The 26,346-nt window shown below is 72.5% G+C and carries 27 protein-coding genes and 1 tRNA gene; 16 read left to right on the forward strand and 12 right to left on the reverse strand.

Annotation, left to right across the window (positions count from 1 at the left end):
- A partial coding sequence (locus tag ABD296_RS04545) for a DUF4389 domain-containing protein (protein WP_344261747.1) occupies positions 1-456 on the forward strand: 456 nt, incomplete at its 5' end.
- Between the two features lie 102 nt (positions 457-558).
- A complete protein-coding gene (locus ABD296_RS04550) occupies positions 559-2,274 on the forward strand; it encodes a serine/threonine-protein kinase (RefSeq protein ID WP_344261749.1) in 1,716 nt (571 codons plus the stop codon).
- Positions 2,275-2,277: 3 nt separating this feature from the next.
- Here ABD296_RS04550 and ABD296_RS04555 read toward each other — a convergent pair whose 3' ends face one another.
- Entirely contained in the window at positions 2,278-3,234 is a 957-nt protein-coding gene (locus ABD296_RS04555; protein WP_344261751.1) for an alpha/beta hydrolase, read from the reverse strand.
- Positions 3,235-3,408: 174 nt separating this feature from the next.
- Here ABD296_RS04555 and ABD296_RS04560 point away from each other — a divergent pair, with 174 nt between their 5' ends.
- Genes ABD296_RS04560 through ABD296_RS04570 form a run of 3 tightly spaced genes read left to right on the forward strand, consistent with a single transcriptional unit; the run spans position 3,409 to position 5,598 of the window.
- Positions 3,409-4,812, forward strand: coding sequence for an amino acid permease (locus ABD296_RS04560; protein ID WP_344261752.1), 1,404 nt, complete (start codon positions 3,409-3,411; stop codon positions 4,810-4,812).
- 58 nt (positions 4,813-4,870) lie between these two features.
- A complete protein-coding gene (locus ABD296_RS04565; RefSeq protein ID WP_344261753.1) occupies positions 4,871-5,329 on the forward strand; it encodes a toxin glutamine deamidase domain-containing protein in 459 nt (152 codons plus the stop codon).
- Positions 5,330-5,346: 17 nt separating this feature from the next.
- Complete coding sequence (locus ABD296_RS04570) at positions 5,347-5,598, forward strand: hypothetical protein (protein ID WP_344261755.1); 252 nt, start codon at positions 5,347-5,349, stop codon at positions 5,596-5,598.
- Positions 5,599-5,604: 6 nt separating this feature from the next.
- Here the strand turns inward: ABD296_RS04570 and ABD296_RS04575 are convergent, their stop codons facing one another.
- Together ABD296_RS04575 and ABD296_RS04580 are read right to left on the reverse strand one after the other, a co-directional pair.
- Positions 5,605-6,249 (reverse strand): LysE family translocator, encoded by a 645-nt coding sequence (locus ABD296_RS04575; protein WP_344261757.1) that lies wholly within the window; start codon positions 6,247-6,249, stop codon positions 5,605-5,607.
- Positions 6,250-6,294: 45 nt separating this feature from the next.
- Positions 6,295-7,329: a saccharopine dehydrogenase family protein gene (locus ABD296_RS04580; protein WP_344261758.1), complete on the reverse strand. Its 1,035-nt coding sequence runs from the start codon at positions 7,327-7,329 to the stop codon at positions 6,295-6,297.
- 122 nt (positions 7,330-7,451) lie between these two features.
- Between ABD296_RS04580 and ABD296_RS04585 the strand changes: the two genes are divergently transcribed.
- Both ABD296_RS04585 and ABD296_RS04590 read left to right on the forward strand, forming a co-directional pair.
- Positions 7,452-8,387 (forward strand): AraC family transcriptional regulator, encoded by a 936-nt coding sequence (locus ABD296_RS04585; protein WP_344261760.1) that lies wholly within the window; start codon positions 7,452-7,454, stop codon positions 8,385-8,387.
- A 32-nt stretch (positions 8,388-8,419) separates the two neighbouring features.
- Positions 8,420-9,958: a glycosyltransferase family 39 protein gene (locus ABD296_RS04590; RefSeq protein WP_344261762.1), complete on the forward strand. Its 1,539-nt coding sequence runs from the start codon at positions 8,420-8,422 to the stop codon at positions 9,956-9,958.
- Between the two features lie 9 nt (positions 9,959-9,967).
- On the opposite strand, the gene ABD296_RS04595 is transcribed toward ABD296_RS04590, so the two are convergent.
- On the reverse strand, positions 9,968-11,158 hold the full coding sequence (locus tag ABD296_RS04595) for an MFS transporter (RefSeq protein WP_344261764.1): 1,191 nt from the start codon (positions 11,156-11,158) through the stop codon (positions 9,968-9,970).
- 134 nt (positions 11,159-11,292) lie between these two features.
- Between ABD296_RS04595 and ABD296_RS04600 the strand changes: the two genes are divergently transcribed.
- Positions 11,293-11,784 (forward strand): MarR family winged helix-turn-helix transcriptional regulator, encoded by a 492-nt coding sequence (locus tag ABD296_RS04600; protein WP_344261766.1) that lies wholly within the window; start codon positions 11,293-11,295, stop codon positions 11,782-11,784.
- A 13-nt stretch (positions 11,785-11,797) separates the two neighbouring features.
- Here ABD296_RS04600 and ABD296_RS04605 read toward each other — a convergent pair whose 3' ends face one another.
- Positions 11,798-12,448 (reverse strand): DUF1444 domain-containing protein, encoded by a 651-nt coding sequence (locus ABD296_RS04605; RefSeq protein WP_344261768.1) that lies wholly within the window; start codon positions 12,446-12,448, stop codon positions 11,798-11,800.
- A 281-nt stretch (positions 12,449-12,729) separates the two neighbouring features.
- Here ABD296_RS04605 and ABD296_RS04610 point away from each other — a divergent pair, with 281 nt between their 5' ends.
- From ABD296_RS04610 to ABD296_RS04625, 4 genes are read left to right on the forward strand one after another with little or no spacing between them, the layout of a single operon-like run.
- Positions 12,730-13,377: an ABC transporter permease gene (locus ABD296_RS04610; RefSeq protein ID WP_344261770.1), complete on the forward strand. Its 648-nt coding sequence runs from the start codon at positions 12,730-12,732 to the stop codon at positions 13,375-13,377.
- The gene (locus ABD296_RS04615) at positions 13,370-14,578 is read left to right on the forward strand and encodes an ABC transporter ATP-binding protein (protein ID WP_344261771.1); all 1,209 of its coding nucleotides are present in this window, start codon (positions 13,370-13,372) and stop codon (positions 14,576-14,578) included. The genes ABD296_RS04610 and ABD296_RS04615 overlap by 8 nt, the downstream gene beginning before the upstream one ends.
- On the forward strand, positions 14,575-15,393 hold the full coding sequence (locus ABD296_RS04620) for an ABC transporter permease (RefSeq protein ID WP_344261772.1): 819 nt from the start codon (positions 14,575-14,577) through the stop codon (positions 15,391-15,393). Before ABD296_RS04615 ends, ABD296_RS04620 begins: the two co-directional genes overlap by 4 nt.
- Positions 15,393-16,361, forward strand: a complete 969-nt coding sequence (locus ABD296_RS04625) for a glycine betaine ABC transporter substrate-binding protein (protein ID WP_344261774.1) — start codon at positions 15,393-15,395, stop codon at positions 16,359-16,361. The genes ABD296_RS04620 and ABD296_RS04625 overlap by 1 nt, the downstream gene beginning before the upstream one ends.
- Here ABD296_RS04625 and ABD296_RS04630 read toward each other — a convergent pair.
- From ABD296_RS04630 to ABD296_RS04640, 3 genes are read right to left on the reverse strand one after another with little or no spacing between them, the layout of a single operon-like run.
- A complete protein-coding gene (locus tag ABD296_RS04630) occupies positions 16,354-17,850 on the reverse strand; it encodes a cobyric acid synthase (RefSeq protein ID WP_344261776.1) in 1,497 nt (498 codons plus the stop codon). The two genes, ABD296_RS04625 and ABD296_RS04630, sit on opposite strands and share 8 nt — an antisense overlap.
- Complete coding sequence (locus ABD296_RS04635; RefSeq protein ID WP_344261778.1) at positions 17,847-18,749, reverse strand: cobalamin biosynthesis protein; 903 nt, start codon at positions 18,747-18,749, stop codon at positions 17,847-17,849. The genes ABD296_RS04630 and ABD296_RS04635 overlap by 4 nt, the downstream gene beginning before the upstream one ends.
- On the reverse strand, positions 18,724-19,512 hold the full coding sequence (locus tag ABD296_RS04640; protein ID WP_344261780.1) for an aminoglycoside phosphotransferase family protein: 789 nt from the start codon (positions 19,510-19,512) through the stop codon (positions 18,724-18,726). Before ABD296_RS04640 ends, ABD296_RS04635 begins: the two co-directional genes overlap by 26 nt.
- Before the next feature lie 118 nt (positions 19,513-19,630).
- On the opposite strand from ABD296_RS04640, the gene ABD296_RS04645 reads away from it, so the two are divergent.
- Positions 19,631-19,707: transfer RNA gene (locus ABD296_RS04645), tRNA-Arg, on the forward strand.
- A gap of 161 nt (positions 19,708-19,868) precedes the next feature.
- On the opposite strand, the gene ABD296_RS04650 is transcribed toward ABD296_RS04645, so the two are convergent.
- Positions 19,869-21,341, reverse strand: coding sequence for an MFS transporter (locus tag ABD296_RS04650; RefSeq protein WP_344261782.1), 1,473 nt, complete (start codon positions 21,339-21,341; stop codon positions 19,869-19,871).
- A 173-nt stretch (positions 21,342-21,514) separates the two neighbouring features.
- Here ABD296_RS04650 and ABD296_RS04655 point away from each other — a divergent pair, with 173 nt between their 5' ends.
- Positions 21,515-21,955 (forward strand): MarR family winged helix-turn-helix transcriptional regulator, encoded by a 441-nt coding sequence (locus tag ABD296_RS04655; protein ID WP_344261784.1) that lies wholly within the window; start codon positions 21,515-21,517, stop codon positions 21,953-21,955.
- Positions 21,956-21,980: 25 nt separating this feature from the next.
- On the opposite strand, the gene ABD296_RS04660 is transcribed toward ABD296_RS04655, so the two are convergent.
- The 3 genes from ABD296_RS04660 to ABD296_RS04670 form a co-directional block, all read right to left on the reverse strand.
- Positions 21,981-23,123 (reverse strand): agmatinase family protein, encoded by a 1,143-nt coding sequence (locus ABD296_RS04660; protein ID WP_344261786.1) that lies wholly within the window; start codon positions 23,121-23,123, stop codon positions 21,981-21,983.
- Positions 23,124-23,212: 89 nt separating this feature from the next.
- On the reverse strand, positions 23,213-23,578 hold the full coding sequence (locus ABD296_RS04665) for a hypothetical protein (protein ID WP_344261788.1): 366 nt from the start codon (positions 23,576-23,578) through the stop codon (positions 23,213-23,215).
- A gap of 17 nt (positions 23,579-23,595) precedes the next feature.
- Complete coding sequence (locus tag ABD296_RS04670; protein WP_344261790.1) at positions 23,596-24,531, reverse strand: helix-turn-helix domain-containing protein; 936 nt, start codon at positions 24,529-24,531, stop codon at positions 23,596-23,598.
- A gap of 158 nt (positions 24,532-24,689) precedes the next feature.
- On the opposite strand from ABD296_RS04670, the gene ABD296_RS04675 reads away from it, so the two are divergent.
- Together ABD296_RS04675 and ABD296_RS04680 are read left to right on the forward strand one after the other, a co-directional pair.
- A complete protein-coding gene (locus ABD296_RS04675; RefSeq protein WP_344261792.1) occupies positions 24,690-25,523 on the forward strand; it encodes a mycofactocin-coupled SDR family oxidoreductase in 834 nt (277 codons plus the stop codon).
- Between the two features lie 16 nt (positions 25,524-25,539).
- Positions 25,540-26,343: a mycofactocin-coupled SDR family oxidoreductase gene (locus tag ABD296_RS04680; protein ID WP_344261794.1), complete on the forward strand. Its 804-nt coding sequence runs from the start codon at positions 25,540-25,542 to the stop codon at positions 26,341-26,343.
- The last annotated feature ends 3 nt before the right edge of the window (positions 26,344-26,346 follow it).

Below are 26,346 nucleotides of genomic sequence, written 5' to 3' on the forward strand. Positions count from 1 at the left end.
CCCGCGCCGCCGGCGCCGGTTCCGCCGCCCGCGCCCGCCCCGGCGCCGAACTCCGCGGCGCCGCGTCCCGCCGCGCCGGCCGTCGAAGCGCCCGTTCTCCCGGAGCCCGCCGAAGCCGCGGCGCCTGCGGAGCGGGGCGCGGACGAGGAGACCGTGCTGGTCGACCTGCCGTTCCCGGCTGCGTGGCGCGGGCCGCGACGCTGGTTCACCCTGCTGCGCGGCCTGCTGGTGATCCCGCACCTGCTGGTGATGCTGCTCATGTACGCCGCGCTGGTGGTCGTGATGCTGGTGAGCTGGCTGGTCATCCCGTTCACCGGCCGTTACCCGCGCCCGCTCTACGGCCTGGTCGTCGGCTGCCAGCGGTGGTCGAGCCGCGTCGTGGCGTACGCCTTCGGCCTCACCGGCGAGAAGCTGCCGCCGTTCCGCACCCTGCCCCGCGCCCGCCGGACCCGCTGAGACCGCCGAACCCGAGGCGCGCCCCGCGCGTCTGAAACGTCGGCGGCCACTAGGGTTCTAACGCGAACCCCCCGAAACCCCCTTTCCCAGGAACTTCACACCATGACGACGCACGCAGGAGAGAACGGCGAGGCCCTGCGCCCCGAGGACCCCACCGAGCTCGGCCCCTACCGGCTGGTGGGGCGGCTCGGCCGCGGCGGCATGGGCACGGTCTACCTCGGCGAGGACGCCGGCGGGCGGCGCGTCGCCGTCAAGGTGATCAACCGCGAGCTGGCCGGGGAGGCGCCGTTCCGCGACCGGTTCCGCCGCGAGGTGACCGCCGCGCGGCAGGTCCGCCGGTTCTGCACCGCGCCGGTACTGGACGCCGAGCTGGACCGCGACCCGCTGTACGTGGTCACCGAGTACATCGAGGGCCCGAGCCTGGAGACCGCCGTCGCCGAGCGCGGCCCGCTGCCCGGCTCCGACCTGGAGGGTCTCGCGGTCGGGGTGGCGACGGCGCTCGCCGCGATCCACGGCGCCGGGATCGTGCACCGCGACCTCAAGCCCGCGAACGTCCTGCTGTCGTCCACCGGGCCCCGCGTCATCGACTTCGGCATCGCCCGCGCCCTGGACGCGGCGGACGGCCCGACCCGCACCGGCCAGTTCGTCGGGACGCCGAACTACCTGCCGCCCGAGCTGCTGCGCGGCGAGCCGGTCACCCCGGCCTCCGACGTGTTCTCCTGGGGCTGCGTCGTCGCCTACGCCGGGACGGGCAAGGCGCCGTTCGCCGGCAACACCGTCCCGGAGATCTTCTACCGGGTCGCGCACGACGAGCCGAAGCTCGACGGCCTCGACCCGGCCCTGCGCGACGTCGTCGCCGCCGCGCTCGACAAGGACCCGCGGAACCGGCCGTCGGTCCAGGAGCTGCTCGGCCGCCTGGTCGGCTCCGGGCGCACGCCCGACCCGGCCGTGCTCGCCCAGACCGTCCAGGCGAGCTGGCACGGCGCGGGGGCGGAGCCGACCGTCCAGGCGCGGCACGTCCAGCCGGGGCCGACCGCCCTGCTCGGCGCGGACGCCACCCGCCGCGACTCCCGCCCCGCCGGCGGACCGGGCGGCGCAGGCGGCCTCGGCGGCGTGCCGAAGCGTCCGCTGCTCATCGCGGGCGCCGCCGTCGCCGCGCTGGCCGTCGTCGCCGCGGTCGTCGCGTTCACCGTGTTCCGCTCGGACGGCCCGCCGGACAAGCTCGCCACCGTGTTCAGCGACGACTTCTCCAGCCAGGACTCCGGCTGGAGCGGAGGCCTCTACGGCAGCCAGTACGGCTACAAGGACGGCAAGTACTGGCTCGACACCGACACCTACAGCACCGCGCGGTCGCGAGACGTGCCCAAGGACCCGAAGGACGTCCCGGACCCGATGCTGATGACCGTCACGGTCACCGTCTGGCAGGGCGCGCCGGACGCGCATTACGGCATGGCGTGCCGGTCGGGCGACAACGGCAAGCAGCAGTACACGTTCCTCGTCCGGCACGACGGCAAGGGCGCGACGCTCCGCAAGACCAGCGCCGCCCTCGGCTCCAAGGAGCTGGCCTCGCCCGACTCCGTCCCCGGCTTCGCCAAGAAGGGGCCGAACAAGGTGCAGGTCGCCTGCGAGGGCGAGGACGGCGGCAAGAAGGTCCGGCTGCGGCTGTGGGTGAACGGGAAGCAGGTCGTCGACAGGACCGACGCCGACCAGCCGCTGCCGAACGGCGGGGCGAAGCTGCAGATCGAGCGGGGCGGCAACCAGGCGGAGAAGAGCGTCGTCGGCTTCGACGACTTCGACCTGTCCAAGATCACCGGCTAGCGGTCAGCGGGGCGGCAGGTAGCCGGCGGTCCAGCGGGTCAGCTCGGCGAACACCTCCCGGCGGGCGGGCTCGGCCGACAGCGTCAGGTCGTGCAGCCCGCCGTCGATCCGCACGAGCGTGACGTGCCGGCCGAGCCGGGGCGCCCACTTCGCCATGTGCGCGACGTCCAGGACGGCGTCGGCGCCGGTGACGTCCAGCACCTTGCGGGACGGGCGGACGCTGCGCGAGGACGCCATCACCAGCACCGGGACGTCGATGTCCAGGCCCTTGTGCGCGCGCAGCTGGCCGCGCCGGACCGCGTCGAGCCACGCCGCGCGCACCGGGAACCCCTCCATCGGCTTCCACGCGAGGTCGAAGTCCCATTCGCCCTCGTGGTCGCGGTGGATGCTGCGCGGGTAGCGGTCGCTCACCCCGGCGGGCAGCGTCGCCTTCGGGAAGCGGGGGCGCAGCACCCGCGCCAGGCCCGCGCCGATCTTGCGCATGGGCAGGGGCTCGTTGATGTCGAGGAACGGGCTGTTGAGGAACACCCCGTCCACCAGGCCCTTCCCGCGGGCCCGGTCGGCCCACAGCGCGGCGATCAGCCCGCCGGTGGAGTGCCCGTTCAGCAGCAGCGTGCCGTGCCCGTCCACGTCCCGGACGATCCGGACGGCCTCGTCGATCTCGGGGAAGTACTCGCTCAGGCTCTCGATGTAGTTCGCCGTCTGGTGCGGCCGCAGGGAGCGCCCGTACTTGCGCAGGTCGAGGGCGTAGAAGTCGAAGCCGAGGCCGAGGTAGAAGTCGGCGAGGTGCGTCTGGAAGAAGTAGTCGACGAACCCGTGCAGGTACAGCACCGCCCGGCCGGACGGTTCCGCGCCGCGCCGCCGGACGAGCGTCGCCACGACCTCCCCTTCGGCGTCGCGCCCCATCGGCAGCTCGATCGCCTCGTACCCGGGGCCGAGCACATCCGCCGTCACGTCCATCGCGCCTCCTTCGCCGTACCGCCCGGCCTCAGCGTACGGTGCGGGACCACCGCCCCGGATCGCCATATTCGGACGTCCGATACATGACTCACAACGGTCCTAAAGTTCCCCTAAGGTGAGTGACGACCCCGTCACGGGTCGCGACCCCCAGCCGCCGACAGGGAACCCGGAGCGATGACCGACACCACCGACGACCGTCCGGCCCGCCTGCGGACGGGGCTGCGCCGCCGGCACATGACGATGCTCGCCATCGGCGGCGCGGTCGGCGCGGGGCTGTTCGTCGGCAGCGGCGCCGTGATCGGCACCGCCGGGCCCGCCGCGGTCGTGTCGTACGCGGTGGCGGGCGTGCTGGTGCTGTGCGTGCTGCGGGCCCTCGGGGAGATGGTGGTGGCGCGGCCGGTCGCCGGGTCGCTGGCCGAGTACGCGCGGATGGCGCTCGGCCCGTTCGCCGGGTTCACGATCGGCTGGCTGTACTGGTACCTGTACGTCGTCCTCGTCGGCGCCGAGGCGACGGCGGGCGCGGCGATCCTGGCCGGCTGGATCGACCTGCCGCAGTGGTTCCTCGCGGCGGTTCTGCTGGTGGTGATGACGGCGGTCAACCTGGTCTCGGTCCGCTCTTTCGGCGAGTTCGAGTTCTGGTTCGCCTCCATCAAGGTCGCCGCGATCCTGGTGTTCCTGGTGCTCGGCGTGCTGTGGATCGCGGGCCTGTGGCCGGACTCCCCCGGCGGGCTGGACGTGCTGACCGGGCACGGCGGCTTCGCCCCGAACGGGATCAAGGCGGTCTTCACCGCGATCGTGGGGGTGATGTTCGCCTTCGGCGGCACGGAGATCGTCACGGTCGCCGCCGCCGAGAGCGAGGAGCCCGGCCGGGCCGTCGCGAAGGCCACCGGGAACGTGCTGTACCGCGTCGCGCTGTTCTACGTGCTGTCCATCCTGCTCGTCGTCTCGATCCTGCCGTGGAACGACGCGAAGGTGCTGACCAGCCCGTTCGTCAGCGCGCTGGACCGGCTGGACGTGCCCGCCGCGGGCACGGCGATGCAGGCGGTGATCCTGACCGCGGTGCTGTCGGTGCTGAACTCGGCGATCTACGTCTCGTCCCGGATGCTGTACGTGCTGACCCGAGACGGCGACGCGCCCGCCGGGCTGGTGCGGCTGAACCGGCGCGGCGTCCCGGTCCGCGCGATCCTGCTCGGCACCGTCGCGGCCTGGGCCGCGGTGATCGCCTCGTACGCCTCGCCCGACCAGGTGTTCAAGTTCCTGATGAACTCGATCGGCGTCATCCTGGCGTTCGTCTACCTGTCGATCATGTTCTCGGAGCTGCGGCTGCGCGCGAGGCTGCGGCGCGCGGACCCCGGCGCGCTGACCTACCGGATGTGGCTGTACCCGTACCTGTCCTGGCTGGTCGTCGCCGCGCTGCTGGCGGTGCTGGTGTCGATGGCGTTCATGCACGCGCAGCGGTCGCAGCTGATCGCCTCGCTGGTCAGCCTCGCCGTGGTGGCCGCCTGCTACCCGCTGCGCGCCCGGTTCGGCAGAACCCCGCCCGTCACCGCTCCCCCGCTCCTCCCGGACGCGCGCTGACCGCCGCGATGCCCTAGTCTCTCGCGAAGATCATCGGACGGATCGGAGCAGTTCCCCCATGACGGAACCGGCCCAGCTGGAGGGCAGCCGCACCAGCAACGCGCTGGAGTGCGCGCTCGCCTTCCTCAAGACCTGGTACGGCGAGCCCGCCGCCGCGGGCAGCGTGCGCTACGACCCCGGCGACGCGCTCAGCATCCTGCGCGGCGAACCCCACGCCCGCGAGCGCGCCGAGCGGACCCTCGGCGCCGCGTTCCGCTACGTCGGCCCGGACGCCGCCGCGCTCGACGCGATCCGGGACCGGCTCCTGCGGCTCGGGCACGGCCACGCGGCGCTGATCGTCAACGGCTGGCACCCGAGCGAGGGCACCGGCACGCACGCCTGGAACGCCTGCAACCACGAGGGCCGCATCGCCTGGCTGGACACCTGCCGCGGCGAGCGCGGCCCCGAGCCGCTCTACCCGGACGTCCACGGCGTCTGGGCGATCATCACCGACGCCGCCGGACGGGGGATGCCGTGATCACCCGCGAGTGGGTAATGGAACGCTCCCGCGCCATGTTCGCCGCCTCCCCCACCGCGACGGGCCCGGTGGAGGTCGGCCTCCACGAGTTCGACCTCGGCTTCGTCGTGTGGCCGGTGGAGCCGCCGCCCGCCGACTGGTCCCGCCCGCCGGACACCATCGGCGGCAGCGTCGTCGTGCTGGACCGGCAGACCGGCAAGGTCAGCTTCTGGCCCCGCCTGTCCGCCCGCCACGTCGCCGACATGTACCGCGAGAGCCGGGCGTCCTGAGGGCGCTCAGTCCTTGCGGCCCGTCGCGGCGACGGTGACGCCGAGGCCGATCATCATCAGGCCGCCGGTGCCGCCGACCGCCGCGAGCCGACGCGGCGACCGGGCGAACCAGGCCCGGGCGGCGCCGGCGGCCAGCCCCCAGCAGCTGTCGCACAGCAGCGCGATCACCACGAAGATCAGCCCGAACACCAGCATCTGCAGCGGCACGTGCCCGCGGTCGCGGTCCACGAACTGCGGCAGGACGGCGGCGAAGAAGACCGTCGTCTTCGGGTTGGTGATCCCGACCATGAAGCCCTGCCACAGGTCCCGGGCGCGGCTGCGGTCGCCCGCGGCGCCCGTGCCGCCGATCGCCTCGCTCAGCGACCGGCGGTGCCGGAACGCCTGGACGCCGAGGTACACCAGGTAGGCGGCGCCCGCCAGCTTCAGGGCGGTGAACACCACGACGGACCGCTCCACGATCGAGCCGATCCCGAACGCGACGGCGAGCGCCAGCGCGAGCGCGCCGATCTCGTTGCCGACGACGCTGGTCAGCGCGGTGCCGCGGCCGTGGGCGAGGGCCCGGCCGACGACGAACAGCACGGTCGGTCCGGGGATCAGGATGATGGCCAGCGCCATCGCGGAGAAGGCGAGCAGTTGCCCGGTCGACATCATCCTCGAACAGTACGCACCTGACATCCCGGAGCCCATCCCATTTTTTCACCCGCCCTCGACCTGCCAGGCGGCACCGGACGGCACGAGCGCGTCGAGGAACCCGGCGGGGTCGAACACCTCGGCGGGAGCGCGCGTCCCGGCCGGGGCACCGCCCGCGGCGAGCCGCCGGGCGCCCTCGACCGCGATCACGGCCGTGATCCCGTACGGGTCCGTCCCGGTGACCCAGCCGCGCGCGGTACGCCCCGCGCCGTCGGCCGCCTCGGCCAGCATGAGCCAGCGGGACGCCGCGCGGGACGCCTCGTCCGGCTCGACGGGGATGCTCTCCACCAGGTCGGCCGTCAGGCCCCGGAACATCGCCGCGACCTCCGCCCGGATCGCGCTCCGCACGCGCCGGGCCCGCACGTGGCGGGGGACGGTGACGACGCCCGGCAGAGGGAAGGACCCGACCGGTACCTCCCCGCCCCCTTCGCCCGGCACGGCGAGGGTGCGGTCGGCCTCGTCGACGGAGGTCACGCCCCACTTCCCGTCGCGGAACTCCAGCGGTTCCCCCTCGCCGATCGCGGCCATCGAACGGGCCGTCCCGCGCGAGGCCGCGCCGGGCAGCCGCAGGTCGGCCACCAGGACGTCGTCGACGGTGCCGAGACGCGCGGCGGCGAGCGCGGCGATCAGGTCGCCCGGCGCGCCGTCGTCGGTCATGCCGGGGACGACCGTCACGCCCGCGCGCTCGGCGTCGCCACCGAAGGCGTCCAGAACATGCCGCAGGTAGCGCTGCTCCCCCGTTGTGTCCACGTAGTGGCAGCCGGCGGCGATGGCGGCCCGCACGACCGGTTCGCCCCACAGGGTGAACGGGCCCGCGCAGTTGACGACGGCGTCGCAGTCGCGGAACGCCCCGGCCAGGGCGGCGGGGGCGTCGAGCCCTGCGACGCGAATCTCGACGTCGTCGCCGCCGGTACGCGCAGCGGCCTTCCTCAGGCGTTCCTCGTCACGGCCCACGACGACGGGCGTGAACCCCCGGCGCCGCACCTCCGCGAGAACGAGTCCTCCGGTGAAACCGCTCGCTCCGTGAACGGCGATCCTCATGACTGCCTCCCTGTGTCTTTATGATCACCGTAGGGACGGCGCGGAAGACTACCCATGCCTCAGAATCCAGCCACCATGTCCATTCGTCTCACTGACCGGTGCCACTCGATACGCTCGGCTGCATGGACGTCCTCAGCGACGCGATCACCGCCATGCGTCTCGGCCGGCCGCACTCCTCGCGCACGCTCCTGGAGCCGCCGTGGGGCGTGCGGTTCGACCCGCAGCCGGGCGCCGGGTTCCACGTGATCCTCAAGGGCGGCTGCTGGCTGATCCCCCCGGCGGGCGACCCGATCCACCTCGGCGTCGGGGACGTCGCCTTCCTGCCGCGCGAGCTGGGCCACGGCCTCGCGGACGCGCCGGACCGCCCGCTGGCCGACGCCCGCTCGCTGCTGCGGCCGGCGGGCGCGGACGATCCGCCGGCGGGACGCACCGAGATGCTGTGCGGCGCGTACCGCCTCGACCAGTCACGCGTGCATCCGCTGCTGGCCGAGCTTCCGGACGTCGTCCACATCCCGGCGCGGATCGGCCGGCACCCGTCGCTGCGCGGGGCGATCGAACTGCTCGGCCGCGAGCTGGACGGCGGGACGCGGCACGGCGGCGACGCCGCGCTGCCCGCCCTGCTGGAGGTCCTCCTCCTCTACATGCTGCGCGCCTGGTACGAGGACCGTCCGGCGGACGAGGCGACGGGCTGGGCCGCGGCGCTGCGGGATCCGGCGGTCGCCGCGGCGCTGCGGGCGGTCCACGACGAACCGGGGCGGCCGTGGACCGTCCAGTCCCTGGCCTGCCGGGCGGACCTGTCCCGCGCCGCGTTCGCGCGCCGTTTCACCGCGACGGTCGGCGCGCCGCCGCTGACATATCTGACGTGGTGGCGGATGACGGTCGCCGCGCGGTTGCTGCGGGACACCGACCTGCCGTTGCGGTCGGTCGCGGAGCGGGTGGGATACACCTCGGAGTTCGCGTTCGCGAAGGCGTTCAAGCGGGAGTTCGCGAAGGCGCCCGGCCGGTTCCGGGAGGCGGCGGCGGAAGATGACCATTCCTGGCCGGTGGAATCACCGTGACGTAGGCCACATCGCCGACATAGCGTGCGCGCATGACCGCCCACGCCTCAGCGGCGTCCGGCCCGATCGAAGCCACCTCACCCGACGACGTCCCCGCACTCGCCTGGAGGCCGGTGCTGCTGATCGCCGGGGTCCTCGGGACGCTGCTGCTCGCGGTCGCCGCCCGTTACGGCTACCACCGCGACGAGCTGTACTTCCGGGTCGCCGGGCGGCATCCGGCCTGGGGCTATCCGGACCAGCCGCCGCTGCTGCCGCTGCTGACCCGGGCCGTGACGGAGGCGTTCGGCGACACGCTGATGGCGTTGCGCGTCCCGGCGGCCGTCTTCTCCGCGGCGGGCGTCGTCGTCGCGGCGCTCACGGCGCGGGAGATGGGCGGACGGCGCCGCGCCCAGCTTCTCACCGCCGCCTCCTACGCGGTGTGCCCGTTCGTGGTCGCGGTCGGCCACACCTTCTACACCGCGACGCTCGACCTCCTGCTGTCGACGGCGCTGGTCTGGCTCGTGGTCAGATGGGTGCGGACGTCCGACCAGCGGCTGCTGCTCGCGGTCGGCGCGGTCGCGGCGGCCGCGCTGAACGTCAAGTACCTGGCCGGGTTCCTGGTCGCCGCACTCATCGTGGGCCTGCTGGTGTCCGGGCCCCGCGACTTCCTGCGCCGCCCGATGCTCGCGGCCGGGGCCGCGGTGGTCGCGATCGCGGTGCTGCCGGGGGTGCTCTGGCAGGCCCGGCACGGCTGGCCGCAGGTCGACATGGCCGGCGAGATCGCCGGCAGCGGCGACTTCGCCGGCCGGCCCGGCTTCGTCCCGTTCCAGATCCTGATGACGGGAATCCTGCCGTCCTGGCTGTGGATCTACGGGCTGTGGCGGACGTACCGGTCGGACGGCCTGCGCCCGTTCCGCTTCCTCGGCCACGCCTACCTGCTGCTCAACGTCGTGTTCATCGCCACGGGCGGCAAGCCGTACTACCTGGCCGGGCTGTGGGCGGCGCTGTGGGCGGCGGGCGCCGTGGAGATCGAGCGGCACGGCGCGCCGCGCGGCTGGGGATGGGCGGCGACCGTCCCGGCGTACGCGGTCACGGCCGTGTGCAGCATCGCGCTGACGCTGCCGGTGTATCCGGTGAAGTGGCTGGCCGACACCCCGCAGCCGGTCGTCAACGCCGACTCCGCCGAGACCGTCGGCTGGCCCCGGTTCGCCCGCGAGGTCGCGCGCGTCCACCGCACGCTGCCGCCGGACGAGCGCGCCAGGGCGACGATCGTGGTGGGCAACTACGGCGAGGCCGGGGCGCTCGACCGGTACGGCCCGAAGCTCGGCCTGCCCCGCGCCTACAGCGGCCACAACGGCTTCTGGTACTTCGGCCGTCCGCCCGACACCGGCGGCCCCACCATCGTCGTCGGCCCGGACGACGTCGCCGAAGGGGCGCGCCTGCACCGCTACTGGACGGACGTGCGCGTAGCGGGTCGCATCGACGACGGCGTCGGCCTGGACAACCAGGAGCAGGGCAAGCCGGTGTGGGTGTGCCGGGGGCAGCGCGCGTCCTGGACGCAGTTGTGGCCCGACTTCAAGTCGCTCGGCTGACCCGCCGCGTCAGCACGGCACGCGGCTCGGCTCGGCGGGGACGGCCGCGGGCGCCGTCCGGTCACGGCGGTCCAGCGCGCCGCCCACCAGAGCGGACGCGAATCCGGCGGCGCCGAGCAGGGCGGCCACCCAGAGCGTGGAGGTGTACCCGAGCCCGGCCCCGATCGTCAGCCCGGCGAGCGCGGGGCCGACCGCGTTGCCGAGGTTGAACGCCGAGACGTTCGCGGCGGACGCCATGGTCGGCGCGGCGGCCGCCTTCGCCACCACCCACACCTGCAGCGGCGGGATCGCGGCCGAGGCGACGACCCCGAAGACGGTCAGCGTCACCACCACCGCGATCCGGTCGTGCGAGGTCACCAGCAGCAGCGCGGACAGCGCGGTCAGCCCGGCGAGCACGGCCAGGATCGTGGGCAGCAGCGCCCGGTCGGAGTAGCGGCCGCCGAGCGGGCCGCCGACCAGCATCCCCGCGCCGAGCATCGTCATCACGACCGGGACCGCGCCCTTGCCGAACCCGGTGACGTCGGTGAGCAGGGGCGCCACGTAGGTGACGACGGCCAGCACCGGCGCCCAGCCGAGCGCGGTCGTGGCGAGCGCCAGCCACATCCGGCCGCTGCGGAACACCGCCATCTCGTGCCGCAGCCCGCCGCGCGGGCGCGGTGCGGACGGGACGAGCGCCGCGATCCCGGCGAGCGCCACGACGCCGATGCCGGCGACCGTCCAGAAGGTGGCGCGCCAGCCGAGCTGCTGGCCGAGGAACGTGCCGAGCGGGACGCCGAGCACGTTCGCCAGGCTGATCCCGGTGAACATCAGCGCGACGGCCCGCGCCCGCCGCTCCGGCGCGACCAGCTCGGCGGCGACGACCGCGCCGACGCCCATGTAGGCGCCGTGCGCGAACGAGGCGATGATCCGCGCCGCCAGCAGGACGCCGAAGCCCGGCGCGAGCGCGGACAGCAGGTGCGCGGCGACGAACAGCGCCATCAGGCCGACGAGCATCGTCTTGCGGGGCAGCCGCGCGCCGAGCGCGGTCATCACCGGCGCGCCCACGACCACGCCGAACGCGTAGCCGGACACCAGCAGCCCGGCGGCGGGGATCGAGGTGTGGAAGTCGGACGCGAGGTCGGGCAGCAGCCCGGCGATGACGAACTCCGTCGTGCCGATGCCGAAGGCGCCCAGCGCGAGGGCCAGCAGCGCGAGGGGCATGAGCGGTCTCCTCGGGTAGAGTAGGCGGCGCCTGCAATAGCGAGCGCGTTCATTTATTGCAGAAGCATGTATTTGCAGACGCCTGCTATATCACCACGCAAGTATCCGGCGCGCAACACGAGGAGGCGTGAGCCATGTCACCCGCCCAGCCGTCCGGCCCGCCATCCGGCGCGGCATCCGGCACGCCCTCCGCCACGGGCGACCGCGCCCAGGGCTGGCGGACGCTCGCCGCCCTGCACGCGCGGATCGAGGACGGGATCGAGCGCGCCCTCCAGCGGCGGCACGGCCTGAGCGTCAACGAGTTCTGCGTGCTGCACCACCTCGCCGGGCCCGACGGCCGGCACATCCGGATGCAGCAGCTCGCCGACAAGCTCGTCCTCAGCCAGAGCGCGACGACCCGCCTGGTCGCCCGGCTGGAGAAGCGCGGCCTGCTCACCCGCGTCCTGTCGGAAGAGGACCGGCGCGGCATCTACGCCGAGGCCACGCCCGAGGGCCGCAAGGTGCACGACGAAGCCGCCCCGACGCACAACGCCGCGCTCGACGACGCGCTGGCCGAGGCGTCCCGGCTGCCGGAGCTCACCCCGCTGGTCGAGGCGCTGGAAGGGCTGGCGAACCTCAAGGTGTGAGGGCGCGGCCGGGTCAGGCGGTCAGGATCTCCCAGGCCGTGCCGCGACGGACCAGCAGGTCATGGGTCAGCAGGCTCCCGGCGGGCACGTCCCACGCCGGGTCCGAGACGCCGTCGCCGCGGTCCTCCGCCCACACCTGGCCGACCGCCCAGCGCAGCTTGTCGACGCCGTCCGGATGCCCGGTGCCCGACGCGACGAACACGTCCCGCGCCGGCACCGCGACGACGAGGTCGCCCTCCACGTCCTGCGCGAGCTTGTCCAGGAACCCCTCGTCCAGCAGCAGCGCCGCCTCCAGCCCGCCCCGCCTGGACGGCGCCCCCGCCGGGCCCGGCTCGCCGAGCGTCACCGTGACCGCCCGCACGTCCGGATACCAGCTGAGGCCGAGGTCCGGCCGGCGGTTCCGCAGGTTGATCACCGCCTGCCGGCGCAGGTCGCCGGCCGCGACGCCCAGCTCCGCGCAGTGCCGCCCCGCCACGTGCTCGTAGCGGCGGCCCGACACCGCCGACTCGTCGGCGATCTCCAGCGCGTAGGTGACGTACAGGTCGCCCGCGAACGCGTCGCGGACCGGCTCCTCGTCCGGCGGCAGCGGGAACTCCAGCTGGACCTCCGCCGGAACCCGCGCCTTCATCAGCGGGACGATGAGACTGGACCGCTCCTCGGTCACCCGACGTCCTCCGTACTTATTGCATTGCCCTTGGCGGTCGGGCGCTGGAGCGCCCTTTCTTCAACGGGCCATGCGGCGATCGCTGCATCGCTCCGACTCGCCCTGGGGGCTCGCTGCGCGATCGGATTCTCGCTCCGCTTGAATCCGGCTTCGCTCGCGATCGCAACGCTTGAGGTTGCTGGGGGTCGAGCTTAGTACGGGTGCGGTCGGTGTCGAACTGGGCCGCGGAGGTGATGTGTGATCGATCGACTGCGGTGGGTAGTGATCGTTCCGGGGGGAACGTGAACTTCTGGGAGTACCTGGACAGCCGGCGCGAGCGGCTGCAGTTCGAGACGTGGCAGCACGCCAGCATGGTCTTCCAGTGCGTCCTGGCCGCGCTGGTGATCGGGCTGGTGATCGGGCTGGCCGTCTACCGCAGCGGGCGGCTGTCCGCGCTGGCCACCAGCACCGCCGGGGTCGTCTTCACGGTGCCGTCGCTGGCGCTGCTCGGCCTGCTGATCACGCCGCTGGGGCTGGGCGTGGCGCCGAGCGTGGTCGCGCTGACCCTGTACTCGCTGCTGCCGATCGTGCGGAACACGATCGTCGGGCTCGCCGGCGTCGACCGGACGCTGGTGGACGCGGCGCGCGGCATCGGGATGACCCGCAGCGCGATCCTGCTGCGCATCGAGCTGCCGCTGGCCTGGCCGGTGATCCTCACCGGCGTCCGGGTGAGCACCCAGCTCGCCATGGGGATCGGCGCGATCGCCGCCTACGTGTCCGGCCCCGGCCTCGGCGAGCAGATCTTCTCCGGCCTGGCCCGGCTCGGCGGCGCCAACGCGATCAACATGACGCTCGCCGGGACGGTGCTGATCATCATCCTGGCGCTGCTGTTCGACGGCTGCTTCGTGCTGGTCGGGCGGTTCACCACCCCGCGGGGCATCCGTGTCTGACGAGGTGCGGGCGGCCGGCGCGACGGCCGGGACCGCGGACGAGCAGGACGGCGTCGGGCGCGGCGGCATCCGGCTGATCAACGTCACCAAGCGGTATCCGGGGCAGGGCACGCCCGCCGTCGACGACGTCACGATGACGATCCGCGGCGGCGAGATCGTGGTGCTGCTCGGCCCGTCCGGCAGCGGCAAGACGACGATGATGCGGCTGATCAACCGGCTGATCGAGCCGACCTCCGGGAAGATCATCGTGGCCGGGCAGGACGCGATGGGGCTCGACCCGACCGAGCTGCGCCGGCACATCGGCTACGTCATCCAGAACGCCGGGCTGTTCCCGCACATGACGGTCGCGACGAACGTCGGGCTCGTCCCGCAGATGCTGAAATGGGACAAGAAGCGCATCGCGGCCCGCGTCGACGAGCTGCTCGAACTCGTCGACCTCGATCCCGCGGAGTACCGCGGCCGGTACCCGCGCGAGCTGTCCGGCGGCCAGCAGCAGCGCATCGGCGTCGCCCGCGCGCTCGCCGCCGACCCGCCCGCCATGCTGATGGACGAGCCGTTCGGCGCCCTCGACCCGATCACCCGCGGGAACCTGCAGGACTCGCTGCTGCGGCTGCAGGACGAGCTCGGCAAGACCATCGTGTTCGTCACCCACGACATCGACGAGGCGCTCAAGCTCGGCGACCGCATCGCGATCCTCGACAAGGGCTCGCGCGTCGCGCAGTACGCCACCCCGCAGGAGATCCTGCTGAACCCCGCCGACGACTACGTCGAGCAGTTCCTCGGCGGCGGGCAGGCGATGCGGCTGCTGCAGTCCAGCCGGGTCGCGGACGTCCCGCTGCAGCACGTGCCGGAGGCCCGCACCGGCGACGACGCGGACGCCGTCCGGCGCCGGATCGAGGGCAGCGAGATCGGCTTCGCGATCGTGCTGGACGAGCGGGACCGGCCCGTCCGCTGGGCCCATCCCGACGACCTCGACGGCGTCACCGGGCCGATCGGCGAGCGCGGCATGGACGTCGCGCCGCCGATCCGGGCCCGCGCCACGCTCCAGCAGGCCCTGGAGTCGCTGATCCAGATCGAGCACGAATGGGTGCCGGTCGTCGGGCCGCGCGGCGTCTACCGCGGCACGGTCACCCTCGGCACCCTGCAGAACGCGATCAGGGACATGAAGGACCGCGCGCGCAGGCCCCGGCGGCCCTCGTGAGCGCGCCGCCCGCCACCCCGGCGCCGTCCGGGAAGGCCCCGCCCGAGAACCCGAACGCCGCCGGGGAGCCGCGGGAGTCGCTGCACACCCCGACCGGGCGGTCCTGGCGGTCCGTGCTCGAACCGGTCGTCATCATCGCGATCGGCGCCGCGTGGATGCTGTACGTGGAGAACTCCGACCTCGACAGCATCGCCCGCCGCAGCCTCGCGCCGCGCTACGTCACGCAGAAGACGTGGGAGCACATCGAGCTGACCGTCGTGTCCACGCTCGTCGTCCTGGTCATCGCGATCCCGCTCGGCGTGCTGCTCAGCCGCACGTGGGCGCGTCCCGCCACACCGGTCGTGCTGGCGATAGCCAACATCGGGCAGTCCGCGCCCGCGATCGGCGTGGTGGTGCTGCTCGCCGTCATCTGGGGCATCGGCTTCTGGACGGCCGTCGTCGCGCTCGTCGCCTACGGCGTGCTGCCCGCGCTCCGCAACACCATGGTCGGGCTCCAGCAGGTCGACCCGACCCTCACCGACGCCGGCCGGGGCATCGGGATGTCGCCGGCGACGGTGCTGCGCCGCGTCGAGCTCCCGCTGGCCGCGCCGGTCATCCTCGCCGGCATCCGCACCACGCTCGTGCTGATGGTCGGGACGGCCAGCATCGCCGCGTTCATCAGCGGCGGCGGGCTCGGCGACCTGATCACCAGCGGCGTCAGCACGCAGCGCACCCCCGTACTGCTCACCGGCTGCGTCCTCATCGCCCTGCTCGCCCTGCTGGTCGACTGGCTCGGCGGGATGGCGACCCGGCTGCTGGCGCCGAAGGGGCTGTGATGCGGCGGAGGTTCCTCGCGGCGGCGCTGGTGCCGACGCTCGCGCTCACCGGGTGCGGGCTGAAGCCGGCGTCGGCGTTCATCCCGCACATCGAGCCCGCCGGCATCCGCCCGATCCCTGACCTGAAGGACGCGACGATCCGGGTCACCTCCAAGGAGTTCACCGAGCAGATCATCCTCGGCAAGATCGCGGTGCTGGCGCTGACCGCCGCCGGCGCGAACGCCGAGGACCACACCAACGTGCAGGGCAGCGTCACCGCCCGCAAGTCCATCACCAGCGGCGACAACGACCTCGCCTGGGAGTACACCGGCACCGGCTGGATCACCTACCTCGGCGAGGAGAACCCGATCGCGGACCCGCAGAAGCAGTTCGAGGCCGTCCGCGACCTGGACCTGAAGCGCAACCACATCGCGTGGCTGGCGCCTCCGGCTCCGCTCAACAACACCTACGCGATGGCCGTGACGACCGCGACCCAGAAGAAGTACGGGCTGTCGGACCTCTCCGACATGAGGAAGGTCCCGGCGGGGCAGCGGACGTTCTGCGTCGATCCCGAATTCTTCACCCGCAATGACGGGCTGCGCGGAATGCTCAAGGCGTACGGGCTCTCCTACGGGTCGAGCGTCCCCGCCACGAACGTCCGGCAGATGTCGTCCGGCGTCGTCTACAACGCCACCTCCGGCGGGAAATGCACCTTCGGCGAGGTGTTCACCACCGACGGCCGCATCGAGGCGCTGCACCTGCACGTGCTCAGCGACAGCAAGCACTTCTTCCCGAACTACAACCCGGCCATCACCGTCCGCGAATCGGTGCTGCGCGCGCATCCCGAACTCACGGCCCTCTTCGCGAAGATAAGCCCGAAGCTCACGACGACCGTCATGCGGAGCCTCAACAGCAAGGTCGACGTGAACGGCGACGACCCGGTCTTCGTCGCCCGCGACTGGATGCGCGACCAGGGGCTCATCAAATAGCCGGGGCACCGCCCGGCGGCACCACCGGCAGATCCTTCGGCGCGCCCTTCTCGATGAGCCGCCACACGGCGTCGGTGTCGAGATGCTCTTCGACGAGATCGCCGAGCGCGTCCATCGTCGCCTCGCGCAGCGCGGCGAACCCCACATCGGGGGCGGGGGTGAAATCCCGTCCGGCCGTTTCCGCGACGTCCTTCAGGAAGGCCCGCCTGAATCCGTCGTTCTCCATGGCACCGTGCCACGTCATCCCCCATACGGCGCCTACCCGGCAGCCGTCCAGGAATGGCTCGCCGTCTTCCACGGTCACGATTCCGTGGTGGATCTCATAGGCCTCGACGTCCTCGCCGTACGCGCTGCCCCGTGGCCGTCCGAGCGTCTTGTTCCCCTCGAAAGCGACCCGCGTGGGCAACAGCCCGAGCCCTTCGACGCGTTCGGTCTTCGATTCGACGCCGTCCACGATCTCGCGGGCGAGCATCTGGTGGCCGCCGCAGATGCCGAGCACCGGAAGCCTCTCCCGGGCCCGCCGCAGAATCTCGTCGGCCATTCCGCGCTCGCGCAGCCAGGCCAGATCGCTGACCGTCGCCCGCGTCCCCGGAAGCACCACCAGATCGGCCTCCGCCAGGTCTCCGGCGCTCGCGGCATAGCGCACCACGACGCCCGGTTCGCAGGCCAGCGCGTCCAGGTCGGTGAAGTTCGAGATGCGCGGGAAACGGACGACCGCCACCCGCAGCGTCTGCCTCCCGTACGGGCCTCTCGCGTCGGGACGCGGCGCGTCCAGCGCGAGCGTGTCCTCGGAATCCAGATACAGCCCGAGCGTCCAGGGCAGGACGCCGAGCACGGGACGTCCGGTCAGCTTTCTCAACTGTTCGAGCCCCGGCTCCAGCAGTTCCTTGGCGCCGCGGAACTTGTTGATGACGAATCCGGCGATGAGCGCCTGATCGGCCGGCTCCAGAAGGGCGACCGTGCCGAACAGGGAGGCGAACACCCCGCCGCGGTCGATGTCGCCGACCACGACGACGGGCAGGTCCGCCATTCTCGCCAGACCCATGTTGACGATGTCCCCGGCCCGCAGGTTGATCTCGGCCGGGCTCCCCGCACCCTCGCAGACCACCACGTCGTATTCGCTCCGGAGCTCCTCCAGGCTCTCCTTCACGACCGTACGGAGCCATTCCTTGTGGTCGCCGTACTGGAGCGCGTCCACCTCGGCGACCGGCCGCCCCAGCACCACGACCTGGCTGCGCCGGTCGCTCCCCGGCTTCAGCAGCACCGGGTTCATCACCGCGCGCGGCTCCACCCCGGCCGCCTGCGCCTGCATGTACTGCGCCCGCCCGATCTCGGCGCCGTCCGCGGTCACCATCGAGTTCAGCGACATGTTCTGCGCCTTGAACGGCGCCACCTTCACGCCCCGCCGCGCCAGCCACCGGCACAGCCCGGCGGTCACCACGCTCTTGCCCGCGTCGGACGTCGTCCCCGCGACCAGCAGACCGCTCACCGCGCACCCCACACCAGCGCCGCCGCCGCGAACGTCACCGCCGCCGACAACCGCACCGCCCGCCCGATGTCGCGGACCTCCGGAGCCCGCCCGTCCCCCATTTCGGGGCGCTTCTCCACCGAACCCCCGTACGCGTTCGTCCCGCCGAGCCGGACGCCGAGCGCTCCCGCGAAAGCGGCTTCGCACCGTCCCGCATTGGGGCTCGGATGCTTGGCCCCGTCCCGGCGCAGAACGCGCCAGGCGTCCCGCCCCGCACACAGGACGACGAGCATTCCCGTCAGCCGCGCCGGCACCCAGTTCGCCGCATCGTCCAGCCGGGCCGCGGCCCATCCGAACCGCTCATAGCGCGCGTTCCGGTATCCGACCATCGCATCGAGCGTGTTTATCGCCCTATAAGCGAGCAGCCCGGGAACGCCACCGACGGCTCCCCAGACCAGCGGGGCTATCGCGGCGTCGGAGGTGTTCTCCGCGACCGACTCAACGGTCGCCCGCGCCAATTCCGCCTCGTCCAGACCCTTGGGGTCCCGCGCGCACAGATGCGAAAGCCTCTCCCGCGCGCCGTCCAGATCCCCGTGTTCCAGAAGCCGCTCCATGGCGAGCCCTTCGCGGCCCAAAGACGTCCCACCCAGAACCGCCCACGTGGCCCCCGCGGTGAGAGCGACCCGCCAAGGCCCCTTCGCCACCCGCTCCATCAGCACACCCGAAGCCACGGCACCACCCACCAGAACCCCGGCATAAAGAACACCCGCCACCCGCGAATCCCGATAGGCCAGCCGCTCGAACCTCGACGCCAGCCGCCCGAACCCGGCGACCGGGTGCCCCCTCCTCGGATCCCCGAGAAGCGCGTCCAGCGCCACCCCCAGAACCAGCCCCTCAGCAGAGCCGCGCATCAAGCTCATCCCAGTGACGCTCCAACCAGTCCTGCGCCCGCCGGATCCGCGGGCCCGCCCCACCCTGCCAGATCCGCGCCCAACCTCCGCCTTTGGCCGCCCTCGCCCGCATCGCCGCATACGACCGCTCGAACCGCACCCGCGCCGCCGGCAGCACGTCCCGCCGCCGCTCCCGATCCAGCCCGTACGCGTCGCAGAAGACCCGCACCCTGCGCGCGACGTCCGCCGTGTAGAGCAGCGCGTCCCGGTCCGCCGGATCGGCGATCGGCGCCCAGTGCCGCAACGCTGTCACCACGTCGTACAGCCGCGTCGTCGGCCGCGCCAGATCGAAATCGATCAGCGCCGCCGGCGCCCCCGCCCTGAACACCACGTTCTCCGGCGTCACATCGCAGTGCCCGATCAGCTCCGGAGCCCCGTCCAGATTGGACGCCTCCCGATCCCAGCCGTCCTCAGGCACCCCATAGGAGGCCACCGCGTCGTGGTACCGCCGCAACAGCAATGCGACACCCCGCAGCGCGTTCTCCGACACCGCGTACTCCGGCAACGGCCGATGCGGCACGTCCCCCGGCACCCAGCTGAGGATCTCCCGCCCCTGCCCGTCCACCCCGAGCACACGCGGCGCGCCCTCGAAGCCGGCCTGCTCCAGATGCCGCAGCAACCCGTGCACCGCCGCACTGTGCGCCCGAAGCGGCCTGCGCACCGTCTCCCCCACCCGCACCACGCCCTCCGTCACGTCCCCGCCGGAGAGCGGCACCTCGTACTCCACCGCCACAACATCCCAAGATATGACCCCGCGCCCACCGCCGCGTCCCTTGGTGGCACCGTTATGGATGTGGAGCCGGAGGACGCTCCGCCTTACACTGTGTCCCGGCGTCCCGCCGGGCCGCCGAGCGCCCGTAGCTCAGCTGGATAGAGCATCGGTCTTCTAAACCGACGGTCGCGGGTTCGAATCCTGCCGGGCGCGCCACCCCTGACCTGCATCAACGCACGCGTCAGGGCCAAGAGCCGCGTCCGGAACGTTCACAGGTCGGCTCCATTTTCCGGGCCGAGGGCACCGCCCGTTCAACCAGAACGGTCCGTTCACAGCGCTGGGTGCGGTGAACGGACCGGTGGGATTCGGGCTTCGGGTCATTTGCTGATTTTGGCCTGCTCGGGGGCGGTGGTCGGTTCTGGGGTTGGGTTGCTGTTGGCCGCGTGGCGGGTGGCGGGGATGGTGGCGGCGACGAGGGCGGAGAGCAGGGCTATGCCGCAGCCGATCAGGAGGCCGGTGCGGAAACCGTTCTCGGAGGTCAGGGTGTGGCCGCCCATGGTGGTGGTGAGCTGCGCCAGGACCACGCCCATGACGGCGGCGCCGATCGAGGTGCCCAGCGAGCGCATGAGGGTGTTGAAGCCGTTGGCGGCGGCGGTCTCCGAGAGCGGGACCGAGCCCATGATCAGGGCGGGCATCGCGCCGTAGGCCAGGCCGACGCCGCTGTTGATGACCATGAGGGCGAGCATGATGCCCCAGGCCGAGCCCATCAGCGCCAGAGAGACGCCGTATCCGGCGGCCAGCACCAGGACCCCGGAGATCAGCGTGAACTTGGGCCCGCGGGCGTTGGTGAGCTTGCCGCCGAGCGGGGAGACCAGCATCATCATCACGCCGCCCGGGGCCATCCACAGGCCGGCGGCGAGCATCGACTGGCCCAGTCCGTAGCCGGTGGCCTTGGGGAACTGCAGCAGCTGCGGCATCACCAGCATGGCCGAGTACATGCCGACGCCGACGAAGATCGAGGCCAGGTTGGTCAGCAGCACCCGCGGACGGGCGGTGCTGCGCAGGTCGACGATCGGCTGCCGGGTGCGCAGTTCCCAGGCGCCCCACGCCAGCAGCGCCACGACGGCGGCGGCGAACAGGCCGAGCGTGGTGGCCGAGCCCCAGCCCCAGTCGGCGCCCTTGGAGACCGCGAGGAGCAGGCACACCAACCCGATCCCCAGGCCGACCGCGCCGGGGACGTCGAAGCGTTCGCCCCGGGCGCCGGCGGGCACGTCGGGGATCAGCAGGAAGATCAGCACCGCGACGGCCAGGGCCAGGCCCGCCGAGCCCCAGAACAGCACGCGCCAGCTGGCGTACTGGGCGATCGCGGCGGCGATCGGCAGGCCGAGGCCGCCGCCGATGCCCATGGACGCGCTGACCAGCGCGATCGAGGGGCTGAGCCGTTCCTGCGGGACCACGTCGCGCAGCAGCGCGATGCCCAGCGGCACCATGCCCATGCCCATGCCCTGCAGGCCCCGTCCGATGATCATCGGGACGACCGAGGACGACAGCGCGCACACCACCGACCCCGCCACCAGCGGAGCCGAGCACACCAGCAGCATCCGCCGCTTGCCCACCAGGTCGCCCAGCCGGCCGAAGACCGGCACGCACACCGCCGCCACCAGCAGCGTCGCGGTGATCACCCAGGCGGAGTTGGACGAGGAGGTGTGCAGGATCCCGGGCAGGTCCGCCAGCAGCGGGGTCACCAGCGTCTGCATGATCGACGCGGTCACGCCGGCGAGCGCCAGTGTGGCGACCACGCCGCTCGCCCGGCTCGCGGGCGGAGAGGCCGTGGATGGGGAGGCGACCATGGGAAAGCTCCTCAGTGATGGAGTCCGTCGTATCGGGGGCGACATATGCATCATGCACTCAAAGTGCATCATACATGCCATATGCCTGATGCATATGCTGTGGGATGATGGACGAGGCCGCCGCCACGCCCGAAGTGCGCCCGGCGGCCCGGCATGAGCAGGAGGCACCGAGCATGACCAAGCCGACGCACCGGCTCGAGTACGAGCAGATGCTCCTCAGCCGGCACGAGTTGCTGCGCCACCGGTCGGGGGCGCTGGACCGCAGCGCCTACGTCCTGCTCAGCCGCATCCGCATCCAGGGGCCGATGTCCATCAGCGAACTGAGCGAGGCGTTCGGGCTCGACTCCTCCACCCTCAACCGGCAGACCGCCGCGGCGATGCGCTCGGGACTCGTCGAACGCATCCCCGACCCCGAGGGCGGCATCGCCCGCAAGTTCCGCATCACCGCCAAGGGCGCCGGCATGCTCGACCAGGAGCGCGACGCCATCATCAGCGGCCTCGACAAGGTCATGGCCGACTGGACCGACGAGGACATCGCCGCCTTCACCGCCTACCTGCGGCGCTTCAACACCGACATCGAACGCCTCTCCGGACGCCCCTGGCCGCGCCCATGAAGGCCTCCCGGACGTCCCGGAACGATCAACGCGGGTAAGGGCCCCACGCGTCCCGGCCGGACGTGGAGGGCTTGCGGCCCAGCTTGCCCGAGCGCACCTGGACGGCGAGGCTGTCGAGGACGATGCGGCTGCTCAGCAGGCAGGTCGTCTCGGCCCAGTCGTAGGGCGGGGAGCACTCGACGACCTCGATTCCGGCCAGGCCCGGTTCGGAGACCATCCGCACCAGGTTGAGCGCCTCGCGGGGCAGCAGGCCGCCGGGTTCCGGCCAGCCGGTGCCCGGGACGAACCCGGCGTCGATCACGTCGATGTCGAAGGAGAGGTAGACGGCCTCGGCGCCCTTCCAGGCGATCTCCAGGGCCGTCTCGGCGACCTTCTCCACACCGACGCGTTCGACGTCCCCGACCGTGATGACCGTGGTGCCGCGCTCCCGGCCCACCTTGACGCCCGCGCGCGGCGACTGCCAGCCGCCGATGCCGATCTGGACCAGGTTCGTGGCGGGAGCGTTCTTGATGTCGGTGGCATGGAACCAGGGGGTGGTGTGCATGCGCTCGTCGAGGTCGGTCTCCTGGGTGTCCACGTGCCGGTCGAAGTGGATGATGCCGACGTTGCCGTCCAGATGGGGCGTCAGCCCGCGGATGGTCGGGAAGCCGATCGAGTGGTCGCCGCCCAGGACGACCGGGAACACCCCCTCCGCCACCACGTGCGACATCGCCTGGCTGATCTGGTCGAACGACTTCTCCAGGTTGCCGGGGATGGTGAACACGTCGCCGATGTCGACCATGTTGAGCTGCTCGCGCAGATCGACGCCGAGTTCGTAGCTGTAGGTGCCGAACAGGCCGGTGCAGCGGCGGATGCCCTGGGGGCCGAACCGGGTGCCCGGCCGGTAGGTCGCGCCGGCGTCCAGCGGGACGCCGAACACGGCCACCTCCGCGTCCCCCACGTCGTGGACGTCCTCCACATACGGGCACTTCAGGAAGGTGCCGGTCTCGCCGGCGAAGTGCGGGATCTCGCCCCTGGCGAACGTCGGGATCGTCCGGTCCTCGATCGTGGGAGCGGCGTCCAGCCCGTGGGCCAGACGCCGCTCGACCTCCTCCTGGTGCCTGCGGGCGGGCAGCTCGGCCTCGGCCCGCTGGGCCCACGCGCCCTCACGCTCGGTCTGCTCGGCCACGAACGCCTCCCCTGTCACGTCGAGGGGGGCATGCAAGCGTTACCCCGGGGAGCGCCGGGGCAAGCTCGCGGAACTGGTTTTCCTCCGTCTCAGCGCAGCGGGGATTCGGCGTTCGGGGTCAGGATGACGGGCCCTAGCAGGCCGGTTCGCTGATCGGGCGCGCGGTAGGTGGCTCCCCCGGTGGCCTTGACCGCGTTGTCGAGGGTGGTCGCAACGGTCACGGTGATGGTGTTGGAGCCAGGGCGCAGCAACCGGCCGAGGTCCAGGTAGGCGCCGTTGCACCTGGTCCAGCCGGCGGGCAGCGCGATGGTGGTGGTGTAGGCCCCGATGCCCGAGGCATGGCTGAGGCCGGTGATCTCGCTCCAGGGCGGTAGGGCGCCGTCCTGCCCGGCGGTCAGCCCGGTCGCGGGCAGCGTGGTCTTGGTCGTCTCGTCCTGGCCGGCTCCCGGTGTCAAACCGGCGCGGTCCGAGGTCAGCCGCCGAGCGCGTCGGCGGGCTCGGTTCCGGCGTGGTGCGCGTCGCGGCGCGGTACGCGGCCCCGGGACCGGCGCGTCGCGATTCCCGCCGCCCGGACCAGCCGGCGGCCGAGGGCCAGGACCCGGTCGACGCGGACCGGTTCCCCGGATCCGGTGATGCTGAGCGCCAGCAGCGCGCGGCCGGTCGGGTCGAAGACCGGTGCGGCGATCGCCTTGAACACGATCTCGTCCGAGTCCGAAAGGCCGTCGAAGAGCACGAGCATCTCGTCGGTCGCCTGGAGGACCTCGGTGAGGTTCTGCTCGGCGCCGTCATCGGTCGGTTCGGCGCGCAGCCGGCTCATCGCCTCGACCACGGCCGGCGCCGCGATCGCGGACGTGGCGACGCTGAAGCCGTGGCCGCGCACCTGGGCGAGGATGCGCCGGTAGAGGGCGTCGAGGGGCGGCCCGACGGCGGCGCGCTCCAGCCAGGCGGTGACGGCTCCGTCATCGGCCCACGCCAGGAACGGCGCGCCCATAGGGGCGAGCAACGGCGACCGGTCGCCGGGATAGCCGATGCCCGACATGGCCGGCTCCGGCCCCCGCTGGGCGAGGATGACGATGTCGCGTCCGGCGGCGGCCGTGACGCCGGTCTCGCATTCGAGTTCGGCGGCGAGCACTTCGGCCTGGGCGATGGCGGCACCGATCGACGGGTGCCGCTCCAGGGCGGCGAAGCCCGTCGCCGCCAGCGCCGGCCCCAGCGCGTACGTGCGGTGGACGGGGTCCCGCAGGACGAACCCGCAGTCGCTCAGCACGGCCAGCGTGGCGTGGGCCGAGGCGATGTTCATCCCGAGGTGCTGGACGAGCTCGCTGATCGTGAAGCCCTGCAGGGGATGCGCGGTGAGGAAGGAGATGATCGTCGCCGCGCGGGTGGACGCAGGCGCAGGACGAGCCATGCAGCACAACCTACCGGATCCCGGGACCGTCTCCGGCTCTTGACCGCAAAGAAGTTTTTGTTATAGCAATGCGGAAGATCGGTTCGATCAGCGGCCGCGACGCAGCACGCAAGCGCGTCGCCGCGCGCCGGGCATGGAGCGGGAAGGGCCGAGAAGCAGTGGGACAACTGGACGGCAAGGTCGCCTTCATCACGGGTGCGGCACGCGGGCAGGGGCGCAGCCACGCGGTGCGCCTGGCCCGCGAGGGCGCGGACATCATCGGCGTCGACATTTGCGCGGACATCCCCGCCAACAGCTATGCGATGGGCAGCCCGGAGGAGCTGGCCGAAACGGAGTCGCTGGTCAAGGAGCAGGGCCGGCGCATGATCGGGACCGTCGCCGACGTGCGCGACTTCCACGGGTTGCGGGCGGCGCTGGACGCCGGCGTGGCCGAGCTGGGCCGGCTCGACATCGTCTGCGCCAACGCGGGCATCGCCCCGATGGCGTTCCGCGAGCTGACCATCGAGGAAGAGCTGGAGCACTGGAACGCCGTCGTCGGGGTGAACCTGTCGGGGACGTTCAACACCGTGAAGGCGGCGATGCCGCACCTGATCGAGGGCGGTCGCGGCGGTTCGGTCGTCATCACCAGCTCCACCGCCGGGCTGCGCGGCTTCGGCGGCACGCAGGGCGGCGGGGTCGGCTACGCCGCGTCCAAGCACGGCGTGGTGGGGCTGATGCGCACCTTCGCCAACGCGCTGGCGCCGCACAGCATCAGGGTCAACACGGTGCACCCGACCGCGGTCCGGACGATGATGGCCGTCAATCCGGGCATGACCGAGTGGCTCGAACAGAACCCCGAGGGCGGCGGACCGCACCTGCAGAACCCGATGCCGATCGACATGCTGGAACCCGGCGACATCAGCGACGCCGTCGCGTTCCTCGCCTCCGACCAGGCCAAGTTCATCACCGGCGTGGCGATGCCCGTCGACGCCGGCTTCTGCAACAAGCTCTGACGGGACGGGCGGGACGATGTCTGGACGCGTGGCGGGAAAGCGGGTTCTGGTCACCGGGGCGGCGCGCGGCATGGGGCGCGGTCACGCGGTGCGGCTGGCCGAGGAGGGCGCCGACCTGGTCCTGGTCGACCTGTGCGAGTCGCCGCCCGGCCTGGAGTACGCGCTGTCCACCAAGGAGGACCTCGAAGAGACCGCCCGCCTGGTGCGCGATCAGGGCCGCCGCGCGGTGGCGAAGGTCGCCGACGTGCGCGACGCCGCGGCGATGCGCAAGGCCGTCGCCGACGGTGCGGCCGAACTCGGCGGCCTGGACGCCTCGGTCGCCAACGCGGGCGTGCTCACCGCGGGGACCTGGGACACCACCACGCCCGAGCAGTGGCGCCTCGTGCTCGACACCAACCTCATCGGCTCGTGGAACACCTGCGTCGCCGCGATCCCGCACCTGGTCGGGCACGGCGGCAGCCTGGTCAACATCAGTTCCGCCGCCGGCATCAAGGGAAGCCCGCTCACGACGCCCTACACCGCGTCCAAGCACGGCGTGGTCGGGATGAGCCAGGCGCTGGCCAACGAGCTGGCGGCGCAGAGCATCCGCGTCAACACCGTCCATCCCACCGGCGTGGCGACCGGCATGGCGCCTGCTTCGCTGCACGGGCTGCTCGCCGAGCAGCGCCCCGACCTCGCGCCCATCTACACCAACGCGCTCCCGGTCCCGATGGTCGAGGCACGGGACGTGAGCAACGCCGTCCTGTTCCTGGTCTCCGACGAGTCCCGGCACGTCACCGGCCTGGAATTCAAGGTCGACGCCGGTGTCACCATCAGGTAGTCC

Origin of the sequence: Actinomadura napierensis (assembly GCF_039529375.1) — a bacterium.
In the GTDB taxonomy this organism is placed as follows: Bacteria; Actinomycetota; Actinomycetes; order Streptosporangiales; family Streptosporangiaceae; genus Spirillospora; species Spirillospora napierensis.